General features: G+C 60.1%; 11 protein-coding genes and 1 tRNA gene. 8 read left to right on the top strand and 4 right to left on the bottom strand.

From position 1 onward, the window contains the following. The first annotated feature begins 3 nt into the window (after window positions 1-3). The 7 genes from Q0X21_RS00535 to Q0X21_RS00565 all read left to right on the top strand — a co-directional run bounded on the left by Q0X21_RS00535 (window position 4) and on the right by Q0X21_RS00565 (window position 7,779). The gene (locus Q0X21_RS00535; protein ID WP_297849739.1) at window positions 4-951 is read left to right on the top strand and encodes an ABC transporter permease; all 948 of its coding nucleotides are present in this window, start codon (window positions 4-6) and stop codon (window positions 949-951) included. Beyond that, complete coding sequence (locus Q0X21_RS00540; RefSeq protein ID WP_297849740.1) at window positions 951-1,991, top strand: ABC transporter permease; 1,041 nt, start codon at window positions 951-953, stop codon at window positions 1,989-1,991. The genes Q0X21_RS00535 and Q0X21_RS00540 overlap by 1 nt, the downstream gene beginning before the upstream one ends. Next, window positions 1,988-3,712 carry an ABC transporter ATP-binding protein gene (locus tag Q0X21_RS00545; RefSeq protein ID WP_297849741.1) on the top strand — a complete coding sequence of 575 codons (1,725 nt, stop codon included), beginning with the start codon at window positions 1,988-1,990 and terminating at the stop codon, window positions 3,710-3,712. Before Q0X21_RS00540 ends, Q0X21_RS00545 begins: the two co-directional genes overlap by 4 nt. A 65-nt stretch (window positions 3,713-3,777) precedes the next feature. Then, entirely contained in the window at window positions 3,778-5,541 is a 1,764-nt protein-coding gene (locus Q0X21_RS00550) for a choline/carnitine O-acyltransferase (protein WP_297849742.1), read from the top strand. 32 nt (window positions 5,542-5,573) lie between these two features. Continuing rightward, entirely contained in the window at window positions 5,574-6,170 is a 597-nt protein-coding gene (gene coaE, locus Q0X21_RS00555) for a dephospho-CoA kinase (protein ID WP_297849743.1), read from the top strand. Between the two features lie 61 nt (window positions 6,171-6,231). Then, window positions 6,232-6,585 (top strand): DUF4259 domain-containing protein, encoded by a 354-nt coding sequence (locus Q0X21_RS00560; protein WP_297849744.1) that lies wholly within the window; start codon window positions 6,232-6,234, stop codon window positions 6,583-6,585. Between the two features lie 69 nt (window positions 6,586-6,654). Then, entirely contained in the window at window positions 6,655-7,779 is a 1,125-nt protein-coding gene (locus Q0X21_RS00565) for a TRIC cation channel family protein (RefSeq protein WP_297849745.1), read from the top strand. On the opposite strand, the gene Q0X21_RS00570 is transcribed toward Q0X21_RS00565, so the two are convergent. Further along, on the bottom strand, window positions 7,776-8,834 hold the full coding sequence (locus Q0X21_RS00570) for an HNH endonuclease signature motif containing protein (protein WP_297849746.1): 1,059 nt from the start codon (window positions 8,832-8,834) through the stop codon (window positions 7,776-7,778). The two genes, Q0X21_RS00565 and Q0X21_RS00570, sit on opposite strands and share 4 nt — an antisense overlap. A 97-nt stretch (window positions 8,835-8,931) precedes the next feature. Next, the gene (rpsA, locus tag Q0X21_RS00575) at window positions 8,932-10,404 is read right to left on the bottom strand and encodes a 30S ribosomal protein S1 (RefSeq protein WP_297849747.1); all 1,473 of its coding nucleotides are present in this window, start codon (window positions 10,402-10,404) and stop codon (window positions 8,932-8,934) included. A gap of 366 nt (window positions 10,405-10,770) precedes the next feature. On the opposite strand from rpsA, the gene Q0X21_RS00580 reads away from it, so the two are divergent. Beyond that, window positions 10,771-12,066 carry a hypothetical protein gene (locus Q0X21_RS00580; protein ID WP_297849748.1) on the top strand — a complete coding sequence of 432 codons (1,296 nt, stop codon included), beginning with the start codon at window positions 10,771-10,773 and terminating at the stop codon, window positions 12,064-12,066. Window positions 12,067-12,120: 54 nt separating this feature from the next. On the opposite strand, the gene polA is transcribed toward Q0X21_RS00580, so the two are convergent. Together polA and Q0X21_RS00590 are read right to left on the bottom strand one after the other, a co-directional pair. Beyond that, window positions 12,121-14,787, bottom strand: a complete 2,667-nt coding sequence (gene polA / locus Q0X21_RS00585; protein ID WP_297849749.1) for a DNA polymerase I — start codon at window positions 14,785-14,787, stop codon at window positions 12,121-12,123. A 105-nt stretch (window positions 14,788-14,892) separates the two neighbouring features. Further along, a tRNA-Leu gene (locus Q0X21_RS00590) sits at window positions 14,893-14,966 on the bottom strand. Window positions 14,967-15,014 lie beyond the last annotated feature (48 nt).

Consider the following 15,014-nt stretch of genomic DNA (forward strand, 5'->3'; position numbering starts at 1 on the left):
ACAATGGGCAAACTCATCGCTCGCCGACTCGGCTTGAGCATTTTCATTCTTCTGGCGGTATCCGTCATCATCTTCTGTGCCACGCTGCTCCTGCCCGGCGACCCTGCACGGGCCATTCTGGGCCAGCAGGCAACCCCGGAGCGCATCGCTGCTTTGCAAGCAGAGATGAACCTGGATAAGAACCCAGTCGAGCGTTATTTCCTTTGGCTCGGCGGTGTGCTCACCGGTGACTTCGGTACCTCCACCACGACTGGTGGACCGGTTTCCGAGCTCCTCGGTGAACCACTAGTCAACTCTCTCGTCTTGATGGCGCTTGCCGCGGTCATCGCTATTCCGCTGGGCATCCTCGTCGGTGTCTACGCCGCGTGGTGGCGAGGATTCCGTCGCGACCAGGCGATCACCTGGGTGACCTTGGTTCTTGCAGCAATGCCGGAATTTGTCATCGGTATTTTGCTGGTCACCGTGTTCGCTACCTCGGTCTTCCAGGTTCTGCCTGCGGTGACGATGTCGCCTCCAGGTACCTCTGTGTGGTCGTTCCCGTCGCAGCTCATCCTGCCGACATTGACACTGGCTCTTGTGGTCAGTCCGTACATCGCACGCATGACTCGCGCCACCATGATCGAAACGCTTGATTCCGGCTACGTCGAAATGGCGCGCCTGAAGGGTGTGCCGGAGCGTCGCGTCATCTTCCGTCACGCTCTCCCCCACGCCATCGGACCGATCGCACAGGTCGTGGCCATCCAGCTGGCATGGCTCGCGGGCGGCATCGTCGTTGTCGAGTACCTGTTCCGTTACCCGGGCCTCGGTGTCGCAATGATCGACGCCGTCAACTACCGCGATGTCCAAGTCGTGCAAGCAGTGACGCTTTTGATCGCAGCGGTTTACGTCGTGGTCAACCTGCTTGCCGACGTCATCGGCATCATGGCCAACCCCAAGCTAAGGAGCAACTAATGACCCAGCCAACTAACACTGGTGCGGGGGCAAACGCGGGCGTCGATAAGCGTGCTCCTGAAGATGTGCGCACCGGCGACGAACTGAAAGCCTCACTGTCCAAGCCCGACCCGTTGCTCAAACGCATCTGGGCACAGCCCGAGGGCAAAGTGGGAATGGTCCTTTCCGGAATCGTCCTGCTCGTCGCTCTCGTCGGCTATTTCTTCGCCGAGCAGCTCACGGGCCACTCCACCACCGAATTCATCGGTCTGCCCTTCGTCAATGACGGCGTATTCGGCACCGACAACCTCGGCCGTTCCGTGACCTCGCGCTTCATCGGCGGCGGCCTGATCCTTCTGATCACCGCATTCCTGGCCACCGTCCTCGGCATGGTCCTGGGCGCAGTGCTCGGCATGATCGCTGGCTACACGGGCGGCAAGACTGATGCCGTAATCATGCGCATCAACGATGTTCTGCTCGCCTTCCCGCAGCTGATCTTCGCCATGCTGGCCATCGTGATCTTCGGCCCGTCCGCGACCGTGCTCGTCCTCGTCATCGGTCTGACCCACGCGCCGCGCATTGCACGTGTTGCGCGTTCCGCAACCCAATCCGTGACCAACGAGGACTACATCCGCGCCGCACAGATGTACTCCGTGCCGCACTGGAAGATTCTCACGCAGGAAGTCCTGCCCAACATCACGGGCCCGCTGTCCGTCGAAGCAGGTCTGCGTCTGACCTACTCCATCGGCGCGATCGCCTCACTGTCCTTCCTTGGTCTCGGCATCCAGCCGCCCGCAGCGGACTGGGGCCTCATGATCAACGAGAACCGCATCGCCCTGTCCATCCAGCCGTGGGGCGTGGTCTTGCCGGTCATCGCCATCGCGATTTTGACCATCGGCACGAACATGCTTGCCGACGCCACCGCCCGCGCCACCGCCACCACCGCCACCCCGATCAAACGCACCGGCCAAACCGTGCCGAGCGACCGCCAGGACAAGGTCGAACCCATCATCAACGAAGACACCCGCAGTCGCGGGACTTCCCCGAAGGAGAACGCATGACTACCTCGATGAATGCGGACGGAACGCAGCCGAAGAGAGACTCGCTGTGGTCAACAACCGGCGGCTCCGGTGAATATGTCCCGCCAGTGCGTAACGACGACACCCTCGTCCTCCGCATCCAAGACCTCCGCATGGCTACGTACAGCGGAACCGAGATTCTTCACGGTGTGGACATCGACCTGTACCGCGGTGAGATCGTCGGCCTCGTCGGCGAATCCGGCTCCGGTAAAACCACCGCAGGGCTTGCTGCTCTTGGCCACGTGCGCACCGGTCTGACAATCACCGATGGCACCGTCACGCTGCACACCCGCGACGGAGCCACCACCGATGTGCTTTCGCTTAGCGAAGACGATGTGCGCGACTTGCGCGGCGCCCGCGTCGCCTACATTCCGCAGGATCCGGCCCTCAGCTTGAACCCCGCCATGCGCGTCGGCGATCAAATCCGGGAAGTGCTGGACATCCACCGCTTCGGTGACAGTGCCGCTGAACGCGAAGAACGTGTCCGCGAAGTGATGCGCGACGTGGACCTTCCCGACACCGACGAATACCTTGCCCGCTGGCCGCACCAGCTCTCTGGTGGTCAGCAGCAACGCGTCGGCATCGCCATGGCGTTCGCCATGTTCCCCGACGTCCTGATCCTCGACGAGCCGACCACCGGCCTCGACGTGACCACCCAAAACCACGTGTTGAAGACCATCCGGTCAATGACCATGAAGAACGACGTCGCGTCGCTCTACATCACCCACGACCTCGCGGTCGTCGGTGAGCTCGTTGACCGAGTAATCGTCATGCTCCGAGGCGACATCGTCGAAGAAGGCCCCTACAACGCGGTGCTGTACAACCCGAAACACGCATACACCCGCAAGCTACTCGGGGCGATTCCGGACCTCGAAGGCCACAAGGACATCGCCGGAAACGACCGTTGGACAGATTCCTGGGGCGAGGTCTACGGCTCCGCAGCAGATGCCGACGTTCCTCTCCTCCAGGTCCGTGACCTCGGAATGGCTTATGGCGACAACAAGGTGCTGCACGGCATCGACCTCGCTATCGAAGCCGGTGAGTCTACGTTGTTGCTCGGCGAATCCGGCTCCGGCAAGACCACGCTCGCCCGCTCCATCGCGGGGCTCAACCCCGCCTACACAGGTGATGTGCTTTTGCGCGGCAACGAACTTGCACATTCGAGTCGCGACCGCACCCTCGAGCACCGCAAGGACGTCCAGTACATCTTCCAGTCACCCTTCTCCTCGCTCAATCCGCGACGCACCATCGGTGAGTCTATGAGCGTCCCGTTGGTCATGGCTGGCGAGCTGTCCAAGGACGAGCAGCGCCAGATCGTCGAAGAAACCCTCGAATCGGTCCAGCTGGACCGGAGTTTCTACGACCGACGCCCCGGCGACCTATCCGGCGGTGAGCGTCAACGCGCCGCGATCGGACGTGCCCTTGTGAACGCGCCGTCGGTACTTGTCTGCGACGAGATCACCTCAGCGCTTGACGTATCTGTCCAGGCGTCGATTCTGCAGCTCCTCGCCGAACTGCGCTATGAACGCGGGCTGTCTCTGCTTTTCGTCACGCACAACATCGCGCTGGCGCGACACATCTCCACGCGCGTAGCTGTGCTGAACAAGGGAGTCATTGTCGACGACGGTCCCGTTGACGACGTTCTCGAGAACCCCCAACACGAATACACAAGGAGCTTGCTCGCGAATATCCCTTCGCTCTAATCGCACACTCCGCTGGGTAGGGTGGGAAGTGTATATCCGCTGGCGAAACACAGGAGGAACACGCCGTGGCATTTCCCACCCCGCACCCCGCGACGACCGACCTCAAAACGCTCCCGGTCCCGCCACTCGACGACACGCTCGACGCGTACAGCCACGCGCTTGAAGCGGTGCTCGACAGCAGCGAATTAGCTCATGCCCGCAGCGTCGTCGAGGATTTCCGTACGGGCGCTGGCCCGCTTCTCGACGCCAAGCTGCGCGAACGGGCCTCCGAGCGCGAAGCCTCCGGCACCAACTGGCTTAACGACGAATGGTATTCCTCCTACCTCACCACCCGCGACCCTTTGACGTTGACTACAAACGTAGGTTTCCAAATCGCTCTTCCTGCAGCTGAGAACACCGGCCTGGACCGTGCTGTCGAGTTCATTCAGCGCGCCGCTACTGTCCATTTGGCCGCCGCAGCCGGCACGATCGAAGAGGATGTCGATGGCCGTGGCAACCGCATCACCATGAACCAGTGGTTCGTTTATGCCGGAGGAATCCGCCACCCGGAGAAGACTGAAGATACCGTCATCGCAACTGATCTAGGCGCTGAGAACCGTGAGATCGGTGTGTTCGTCAACGGTCGTCTCTTCGCACTGCCGATCAGTGACGCCAACGGCGCGATCCTTCCTGCCGCAGCTCTCCGCGCTGGACTCGAAAAGGCGCAACACCTCGCAGCCGGCAACCCTGCGGGTCTCGATTTCAACGCCCCGTCCCTCCTCGGCTCGGCTGCGCTCGCAGAGCTCCTTCCCACAATTCTCGAGCAGGGTGACAACCGCGCGACCTACGCACGTCTGCAGGACATGCTGTTCACCATCGACCTGCAAAACGGCCCGGGCACCCCGGACACTCCGGACAGCGACCGCATTCGCGAAGCCACCTTCTCCCCTCGCGGCGCATGGGTGTACAAGCCGCTGAGCTACCAGGTCGGCCTGAACAGCGACTGGATCGCAGTCCACGTCGAGCACTCCTGCCAGGACGGTGCGACCCTGGTCACGGCGATTACGCGGATGCAGAACGCCGACCTCGAGGTAGCCACAACGACTAACTCAGCTATCAGTCCGACAGAACTCACGTGGGATCTCGACGAGGCCACCACCCAGAATCTCCACGAACAGCTCGACGCATTCAACGCTGCAGCGCAGAAGCTTGAGACCGACATCATCACGGTTCCGCACAATCTCCCTGCCGACCTGCCTTTCAAAGTCAGCCGTGATGCTTCTGCACAGTTGACCATGCACATCGCTCAGCAGCTGACGTATGGGCACGTGCGGGCGGTGTACGAGGCCGTCGATATGCGCGAATACCGCGCGGGCCGCACCGAGTGCCTGCGCGCAGCCACCCCAGAAGCGGTCACCTTCGCAGAGAAGCTTATCGACGCCACCGCCACCCAAACCGACCTCCAAGCCGCCCTCGACGCCCACCGTGGCTGGGTCAAACGCTGCAAGTCCGGCAACGGCTTCGACCGTCACATCCAGATGATGGCCACCATCGAAGACCCAGAATCCGGCTCAGCTGGAACCGATGCGTTCTTCACCGACCGTCTCGCCACCGCAGCGCGCCGGGACTTCCTGTCCACGACATCCATCGGTGGACCAAACCAGATCGTGCGCTACTGCTTCGCACCGACGTTGCCAGAGGGCTTCGGCATCTCGTACACGCCCCTTCCTAGCGATGCTGAATACTGCGTCTCCTGGAACACCGACACTGCTGAAAAGCCCGCAGAGTTCCGCGCGAACCTCACGCGCGCCTCAAAAATGCTCTGGGACTTCTGCGCTGACTTGGTCTAAACACAACCGATTGCCACTAGCCTAGGTACACGATGAAGAAAATCGGACTAACCGGAGGCATCGGAAGCGGCAAATCAACGGTTGCGCGCCTGCTCAACGACGCAGGTATCGCAGTTGTCGACGCCGACCAGATCGCCCGCGAAATCATGGAGCCCGGCTCCCCCGTTCTCGACGACGTCGCAGAAGCATTCGGCGCTGATCTGATCCGCAACGATGGTTCGTTGGATCGGGCGGGATTGGCGGGAAGGGCGTTCGTCGATAAGCAATCAACTGAAAAGCTGAACTCGATCACCCACCCGGCAATCCGTGCAGAGTCCGAGCGTCGCTTCGCCGCAGCCGAGGAAGCTGGCGAGAAGGCGGTGGTCTATGACATGCCTCTGCTCGTTGAGCTCGGCATGCACAAAAACATGGACCTGACTGTCGTTGTTGATGTCGATGTCGACGAGCGTGTCCGGCGCCTTGTGTCCACGCGTGGACTCGATGAAGCTGACGCACGCGCCCGCATCGCCCAACAGCTCGACGCGGCAACGCGCAACGCTGCAGCCGACGTGATCATCGACAACAACGGCGATGAAGCTGCCCTGAAACCACAAGTCAAAGCCCTCATCGAGCGAATTTTCGCCCAATAGACCCATAACGTTCAAAAGCACGCCACACCCCATTAACCTGCCCACCATAATGTGACACGGCATGGGGACATGGGACATCGGGCCGTTCGACAACGACCCAGCAGTAGACGCCGTCGCAGCACTTGCCGACGGCTCCTTCCGCATGGACCAATTCCGCTTCGACTGCGGCCGCGGACCCCTCGGCACTGACGAAGCAGAATCCGTCATCGCTTTAGCCGCTGTCCTGAATGGACACGTTCCATCCGATGCCCTAGCCGCAGCTCTGCGTTACCCCTTCACCATCGACGACCGTCGCTGGATCCGCCACCGCGCAACCCAAGCGATCCGCCCTGGCGCATCTGAACTCTACGACCTGTGGGAAGACGCCGGCGAGCTGGACACGTGGCTCGCCGAAACGAAAAAATACGTCGCCTAACTCACGCGCACGCAGTCGGACCCCCTCCCGACACGGATTCGCAAAAGGCCCCTTCTACAATTTTGACTTATGTCTGTGGACCAGGTCGACCCGCTCATCACCTCTATCTACCAATGGATGGATGTCTCCGGTGTGCTGCTGATGGGCATCATCGGCGGCACCCTCGCCCGTCACCGTGGCTACGACATCGTCGGCTTTTTCTTCATCGCGATGCTCTCGGCGCTTGGGGGCGGCATGCTTCGCGACGTCCTCATCAACCAAGGCACCGTCGCCGCCATGAGCCAACCCGAGTACTTGATTCTCGCATTCACGGGCGCGATCATCGCTCGCTTCACCTACTTCAAAGGTCGTGCGTGGGAGTTCCTTGAATCGCACGGCGATGCGCTCGTTTCAGCTCTGTGGGCCGCGACCGGCGCCTCCAAGGCAATTCAGTACGGACTGCCGATCTTGCCCACGATCATGATGGGTGTTTTTACCGCAACAGGTGGTGGCATGATCCGCGATGTTGTCACCGGTCGCGAACCCAGTGTTTTCGGCGGTAACCAGCCGACAGTGATTCCAGCGGTCGTATGTGCGGTAATCGTCTTGATCGGTAATGCGACAGGCTTCCTCGCGGCCGCCATGGTCGCGGGGCCGATCGCCAGCTTCATTCTGTTTCTCCTCGGCTACTACGCTAATTGGAGAGTCAGCCAAGACCCAGAATTCGCCCCCGTCAATGCAACTGTCAATGCGACGGCAACGCAGGTCGCATATCTTGCTCGCAAGGCAGAAGACCGTTCTCGTGCCGTCGCACGTGGCTTGGAGCCGAAGAGCGTGCGGTCGTGGCGCCATAAGCAGATGGAAAAAGCACTGCAACGCCGCATCGAGGCAGAGATTCGAAAGGGCAAGCGTCCTGCGGAGGCCCGCAACGCTGCCGACGAATTCCTCGAAGAATTCACCACCCAGTTCCCTGCCATCGATTCTGAAATGGTCAACGCTGCCAACGCCGAGACCCCCACTGAAGACGAAGGCATCCTTGAAGGCATTGGTGTGGACCTCAGCGGTGATTCCTACGACGAGGACACCACCGAACCTGACCCAGCTGAGACCGAGGCCATGCATGCGGACATGCTGGATATCATCCTCTCGGACGCCAAACTAACCGACGAGCTCATCGATCGACTCATCGAACGCTACAAGCAGAAAGATGCCTAGCTGCCAAACAAAAGGTGCATGGCTCCGTACCGGTGGGTGTTATTCGGCACCGGTTTTCCGCGTGGTGATACCCAGATTGGGCTGCCGCGTCGCCTTCGTATGCGACCCCGGTGTTGTCGCCACGGGTCATCATCATTAGTCCGGTTGTGATACCTACACACCGGCGCCAAATTGGCCATATTCGTCTCACCACCATGCACCCAGGCAGTGATGTGGTGGATCTCGCAATGATCCGCAGCATGCCGGCACCCCGGCACCGGACACGTCGTCATTGTTGCCCGGGCTAGGTCTCTTTGCTTGCTGTTGGCAAAACGCTGCGTGCGGTACAGGTTCACCGCACCTTCCGCCGGGTGGAACAACGCCACCTCAAGCTCAGCACCATGGAGCTGCGCAAGGTATTCCGCACCAGTCATCGTGGTGCCATCCGACAACCCAAGGATCGTCTCATCGCCGCGGCCACCAAGGATGGAAATATGGTCTGCCAGCGGGACGACCACCAACGGCCGCGGCACCGCAGAGGCCACCCCACCACCAGAACGCAACAGGCGAGCAAACGCCTCATACATCTGCGGACCCTCCGGCCGGGTGGCATCCAGGTTCTGGCGCAGGGCGTGTTCAAGGGCAGCGATATCACGCTCAGAACCCGTAGCAGTAAACGACCGCTTACCTTTACGCGATTTGGTAAACCGCACCGATGTTTTCGGGGCAGGCTTGTCGGGGACTTCGACGATGTCTTTTGCGCGACGCTTCAACGTCGCGTAGTTCCCCTCCACCGACAACAGGGCCAAACGCGTCTTCCACGGATCCTTGGCCTTTTTGACCTGCTGCTCAATAAACACCAACTGATCCAACGACTTCGACGTCGAACGCGCAATACGTACAGCATGAGCCTGCTGCCGGGAGTACCTGGTTTTCCCGTAATAAGCCTCATGAACACTGGCCCACTCGGTAACACGGTTGGGGTTAGCACCGGCATCGATAAGCAGCTGGGCATCGAAACTGCCCAGCGAGTCGATGGCGTTGGTGGCACCAACATAAACCGCGAAATCGTTCATGCCCCAAAACCTAAACCGACGAGGACCCCCAAGAAAAGCGCACAACAAAACCCCTGTGGACAAACCGAAGTTATCCACAGGGGCAGTTTATGTGAGGTTAGTTACCTGCAAGCTTCTCGCGCAGAGCAGCAAGCTGCTCGTCGGAAGCCAGGGAGCCACCCTGCTCAGCCTCACCAGCGGACGGAGCTGCCGGAGCTGCAGCCTCGCCGGAGGTGGAGCTGTAGTTGGTCTCGCCCTCGCCGGCTGCCTCCGCCTCTGCAGCGGCAGCGCGGTGACGCTCGATCTGAGCTGCGTGAGCCTCGTGCAGGCGGGCAGCCTCAGCGTAGCGAGCCTCCCACTCCTGGCGAGCCTCGTCGTAGCCTTCCATCCACTCGTTGGTCTCCGGGTCGAAGCCCTCCGGGAAGATGTAGTTGCCCTGCTCGTCGTAGGAGTCGGCCATGCCGTAGCGGGACGGATCGAACTCTTCGGAGAAGTCCTCGTCAGCCTGCTTGAGGGACAGGGAGATGCGGCGACGATCCAGGTCGATGTCGATGACCTTGACCATGACCTCTTCGCCAACATTGACGACCTGGTCCGGGACCTCCACGTGGCGCTGTGCCAGCTCGGAGATGTGGACGAGGCCCTCGATGCCCTCTTCGACGCGAACGAACGCACCGAACGGGACGAGCTTGGTGACCTTGCCCGGGACGATCTGGCCCACAGCGTGGGTGCGGGCGAAGACGCGCCACGGATCTTCCTGGGTTGCCTTCAGGGACAGGGAGACGCGCTCGCGGTCGAGATCGACGTCGAGAACCTCGACGGTGACCTCGTCGCCAACGGTGACAACCTCGGACGGGTGGTCAATGTGCTTCCAGGACAGCTCGGACACGTGGACCAGGCCGTCGACACCGCCGAGATCGACGAACGCGCCGAAGTTGACGATGGAGGACACGACACCCTTGCGGACTTGGCCCTTCTGCAGCTGGTGCAGGAAGTCGGAGCGAACCGCGGACTGGGTCTCCTCCAGGTACGCGCGGCGGGACAGGACGACGTTGTTGCGGTGCTTGTCCAGCTCGATGATCTTTGCCTCGAGCTCCTGGCCGATGTACGGATCCAGGTCGCGGACGCGGCGCATTTCGACGAGGGATGCCGGCAGGAAGCCACGGAGGCCGATGTCGAGGATGAGACCACCCTTGACAACCTCGATGACGGTACCGGTGACCGGCTGGTCGTTCTTCTGCAGCTCTTCGATGGTGCCCCAGGCACGCTCGTACTGAGCACGCTTCTTGGACAGAAGCAGACGACCTTCCTTGTCCTCCTTGGTGAGGACCAGTGCGTCAATCTCATCGCCGATTTCGACGACCTCATCCGGGTCGACGTCGTGCTTGATGGAGAGCTCGCGGGTCGGGATGACACCTTCGGTCTTGTATCCGATGTCGAGGAGGACCTCGTCGTGGTCGACCTTGACTACGGTGCCGGTGACGATGTCGCCATCATTGAAGTACTTGATGGTGGCGTCAACTGCGGCGAGAAAATCCTCAGCGCTGCCAATGTCGTTGATGGCAACCTGCGGGGTAGTAGAAGTGGGCATAGGTTATGTTGCTCCGAAATGGATAGGAGATAGCAAATGGACATGAGCGCATCTCTCGAAAAGCCATGCTTAAGCTGGTATTTCGATCTCGCTTTCGGTGTGGGTTAGCCCTCCTATTACGGCCGCGCCCGCACTGGAAGCGTAGATACGCCTAAGCGAGATTAGTCCATTTGTGCAGCTCGAGCAAACTTTGGCCTGGGCGTGTTCCGTGGCGTGTCGCTGTGTGGGTTAGCGCGCATGACCGGCAGTTTTGCTGGGTGGAGGGGTACGGGGGGCGTCGGCAAGCGAGTACTCGATGCAACATCTCGCATGCATTGGCACTACCGTTATATACAGACATTCAAATTTTATATAGGTGGTGTTTTTATGTTGAAACGCGGTATCGGAATCGGTTTCGCGTTCATTGGCGTCGTTGTTGGCGCCGGTTTTGCATCAGGTATGGAGGCGTTTCAGTACTTCGTCTCCTATGGCGACATGGGTATGTGGGGCATTGTCCTCGCCGGTGTGGTCATGGCTTTTGCCGCTGTGGCATTTCTGACGTTCGGTTCGTATTTCCAAGCTAATGAGCACACTCGCGTTTTCGGTGAGGTGTCCGACGGTTTGTCTTCGCGCATCATGGACTGGTCTGCGATCGCGTGTATGTTCAGTGTCGGTTTTGTGATGTTCGCGGGCGCCGGCTCGAACCTTGAGCAGGCGTATGGCTGGCCGATCTATGTCGGCGGTGTGGCCATGCTGATCATCATGCTCTTGGTCGGCCGCCTGGATGTGGACAAGATCTCGATGGTTTTGGGCCTGGTCACTCCCTTGCTCATCATCTTCGTCTTGATTGCTTCCATCTGGACGTTCACACACGCAAACATTGATTTCGCTGCGCAGAGCGAATGGACTCAGACGAATGTTGATGGCGCTACTGGCGCCCCGACGTGGTGGCTGGGTGCGTTGAACCACACTGGCTTGAACGCGCTGTGCACGGTGTCAATGGCGATCGTGATTGGTGGCGACAACTTTGACAATAAGTCGGTGAAGATCGGCGGTCTGATCGCTGGTTTCCTGTATGCCGCTATGTTGGCGTTGCTTGTGGTCACCCTGTTCATTACTGCGCAGGATGTCAATGGCAACGATCTTCCGTTGCTTGAGGTGCTCTTCGGTGTCCACCCGGTGCTGGGCCAGATCATGACGTGGGTCATCTTCCTCATGGTGTTCAACACCTGTCTCGGCATGATTTACGCTTTGGCGAAGCGTTTGACCCGTAACAACCCGAGCCGTTTCTATCCGGTCTATGTCGTCGCATGTCTGGTTGGTTTTGTGCTGTCGTTCATTGGCTTCAAGCCGCTGGTGGCAAACCTGTACCCGGTGCTTGGCTACTTGGGTCTGTTCGTGATCGCGGTGCTGGTATACCAGTATTTCCGTTACCGCGATCGACTGGACCGTGAGGGTGAGCTGCGTACCGCCGCAGTGGACCTTGTCACGGACGAGGAGAACTTGGATCCGGACAGCGAATTCGCGGACATGTCGCTCGAGGAGCTCGCCGAGGAGTCCATGCTTGACGACGACGACTTCCAGGAAGCCCTCGAGTCCGAGGTCGAGGAACAAGACGAGGACGCAGATGAATCCGAAGCTACTGATAATGCAGCCTCGGATTCTGGCAGTACCAAGATCTAGTGCAAGCGCACACCTAGTCCCTTTTAGCCCGGGAGCGGATCATTCCGCCCCGGGCTAATGTGCTGCTTCGTCCCAGTTGGTGCCGGTGCCTGCAGAAACTTCGAGGGGCACGCGCAGGCTGATCGCACGGTCCATTTCAGATTCGACGATGGACCGGACTTCTTCAAGCTCGCCGGGGGCGACTTCGACGACGAGTTCGTCGTGAACTTGGAGGAGGACGCGGGATTTAAGGGATGTGTTGTTAAGCGCGGCGTCGACGCGGATCATGGCGACCTTAATAATGTCTGCGGCCGTGCCCTGAATCGGCGCGTTGAGTGCAGCACGTTCGGCATTCTCACGGGCGACGCGATTGTCGGAGGTGAGCTCCGGCAGGTAGCGGCGACGCCCGAAGACAGTGGATGTGTATCCGTCGCGACGTGCTTGTTCGACAACTTCGTCGAGGTAGCGCTTCACACCGCCGAAACGTTCGAAGTAGGATTCCATAATCTTCTTCGCTTCACCGGCGGGAATACCCAGTTGGTTGGACAGGCCGAAGGCACTCAAGCCGTAAACGAGGCCGTAGCTCATGGCCTTGACGCGGCGACGCAGCTCGGGGGTGACTTCGTCGATAGGTACGTCGAAAACGCGTGAGCCGACGAAGTTGTGCAGGTCCTCCCCTGCTTTGTATGCCTCGATGAGTCCGGGGTCTTCGGAAAGGTGTGCCATGACGCGCATCTCAATCTGCGAGTAGTCGGCGGTAAGCAGGCAGTCAAAACCTTCGCCGACTGTGAATGCGGAGCGGATGCGGCGTCCTGCTTCAGTGCGCACCGGAATGTTCTGCAGGTTCGGCTCAGTGGAGCTGAGACGACCGGTGGATGCGACGGTCTGGTTGAAGGTGGTGTGAATCCGACCGTCGTCGTGGACAGTCTTGATCAGCCCTTCAATGGTGGTCTTGAGCTTTTGCCATTCGCGGTGCGCGAGCAGCTGGTCCAAGAATGGGTGCGGGTTCTTCGCGGCAAGGGCTTCGATTTCCTTCGCGGCGGTGGAATAGCCGGTCTTGGTTTTCTTCGTCTTTGGCAGCTCGAGCTTGTCGAAGAGGACGACGGAGAGCTGTTTGGGGGACGAGAGGTTGAGGTCGGGTTCGTCGACAAGCGTGCGGGCCGTGTTTTCTGCGTCGGCGACCTTTTCCGCAATTTCGGAAAGCTGTGCTTGAAGCACGTCCAAATCGACAGCGATGCCGACGTCTTCCATTTTCGCGAGGATGGTCACAAGTGGCAGTTCGAGGTCGGCGTAGAGCTCATACGAGTCAATCTCGCGGAGGTCTTCGCTCAAGGCTGCGGAGAGCTCGAGGATGGCGAGGGCGGAGTCGAGGTCGGCGGTATCGTCGTCAAGCAGGCTCAGCTGGTCGCTGTTCGTGGTGAGCTGACGCTGTAGGTGACGCTGGTAGACATCAGCAAGATCGTATGTGCGCTGGCCAGGGCGCAATAGGTATGCGGCAATGGCGGTGTCGTGCGCGATGCCGTTCAGCGTGATTCCGCGGCCACGCAGCATGTGCCATGCGGCTTTCGCGCTGTGCAGGTACTTCGGGGAGTCAGATTCAAGCCATGTCTTCAGCGCGGTGTCTTCAGAGGGTGTGAGGTCGCTCAGTTGCTTGGCTACACCGTGGCGCTGCTTATCGACGACCCCCACTGCCCATGCGTCCCCACCCGCCGGCGTGGCGTCGCCCTGGATGAACACGGCAAGGCCTTGCCCCTCGCGGGCTTTAAGCCATGCATCGAGCGGTTCGTCCTCGACGGTGAGTTCCGGAAGTTCTTCTGCTGCTGTCTCGGGCGCTGCGCCATCGGTAGGCACTGCTGCGAGGACGCGCTCACGCAGGTTGACGCCAAATTCGAGGTCATCGAAAGCTGTCGCTACCGCGTTGACGTCGGCGGGCTTGAGCTCGAGTTCATCCGGCCCGACGGGCAGCTCAAGGTCGCGCACCATTTGGGTGAGTTCACGGTTGAGCTGGACTTGCTCGATGCGTTCGCGGAAGTTGTCGCCGGCCTTGCCCTTGATCTCGTCGGCGTGCTCGATCAGGCTATTCAAGTCGCCATACTGGACAATCCACTTCGTGGCGGTCTTCTCCCCCACACCTGGGATATTCGGAAGGTTGTCGGACGGGTCGCCACGCAACGCCGCGAAGTCCGGGTATTGGGCTGGGGTGAGTCCGTATTTCTTCTCCACTTCCTCCGGAGTGAAGCGGGTAAGCGTGGACACCCCGCGCGTGGGGTACAGCACGGTCACCTTGTCATTGACCAGCTGCAGATAATCACGGTCACCAGTGACGATGACGACTTCATAATCATCCTGAGCCTGCGTGGTCAGCGTAGCCAGGATGTCGTCTGCTTCGTAGTTCTCCTTGGTCAAGGTGATAATGCTCAGATCCCCCAGCACGTCCTGGATGATCGGCACCTGGCCCTTGAACTCCTCCGGTGCTGCCGCACGCTGCGCCTTGTACTCCGGGAAACGCTCGGTGCGGAACGTCTGCCGCCCAATATCGAAAGCCACCGCGACGTGGGTGGGCTGCTCATCAGCGAGAATATTGGAGAACATCGACAAGAAGCCGTACACCGCATTCGTGTGCTGGCCGCCGGAGGTGGAGAAATTCTCCGCCGGCAGAGCGTAGAAGGCACGGAAGGCCATCGAGTGGCCGTCGATAAGCAGCAGGCGTTTCTTTGCAGAGGAATTATCAGCGGAAGTCACGCTGTCCCACTCTACCGTTCACCGCATTGCCTCCGGCACCGCATTGAGAAACAGGAAAAGCCCTGGCACACCGCATAAAAGCAGCGTGTCAAGGCTTTCGCATCGTGCCCCAGGTGAGACTCGAACTCACACTGGACGGGTTTTGAATCCGTTGCCTCTGCCAATTGGGCTACTGGGGCGCGCTTTGGAAAGAATAGCGCACTGCTGCCCTGGGACTGAAATCAGGA

Origin of the sequence: uncultured Corynebacterium sp. (assembly GCF_947253065.1) — a bacterium.
In the GTDB taxonomy this organism is placed as follows: domain Bacteria; phylum Actinomycetota; class Actinomycetes; order Mycobacteriales; family Mycobacteriaceae; genus Corynebacterium.

Coding starts and splice junctions, on each gene's coding strand:
- coaE (WP_297849743.1), top strand. CDS start 5,574: ATGAAGAAAATCGGACTAACCGGAGGCATCGGAAGCGGCAAATCAACG.
- Q0X21_RS00545 (WP_297849741.1), top strand. CDS start 1,988: ATGACTACCTCGATGAATGCGGACGGAACGCAGCCGAAGAGAGACTCG.
- Q0X21_RS00560 (WP_297849744.1), top strand. CDS start 6,232: ATGGGGACATGGGACATCGGGCCGTTCGACAACGACCCAGCAGTAGAC.
- Q0X21_RS00535 (WP_297849739.1), top strand. CDS start 4: ATGGGCAAACTCATCGCTCGCCGACTCGGCTTGAGCATTTTCATTCTT.
- Q0X21_RS00540 (WP_297849740.1), top strand. CDS start 951: ATGACCCAGCCAACTAACACTGGTGCGGGGGCAAACGCGGGCGTCGAT.
- Q0X21_RS00570 (WP_297849746.1), bottom strand. CDS start 8,834: ATGAACGATTTCGCGGTTTATGTTGGTGCCACCAACGCCATCGACTCG.
- rpsA (WP_297849747.1), bottom strand. CDS start 10,404: ATGCCCACTTCTACTACCCCGCAGGTTGCCATCAACGACATTGGCAGC.
- Q0X21_RS00565 (WP_297849745.1), top strand. CDS start 6,655: ATGTCTGTGGACCAGGTCGACCCGCTCATCACCTCTATCTACCAATGG.
- Q0X21_RS00580 (WP_297849748.1), top strand. CDS start 10,771: ATGTTGAAACGCGGTATCGGAATCGGTTTCGCGTTCATTGGCGTCGTT.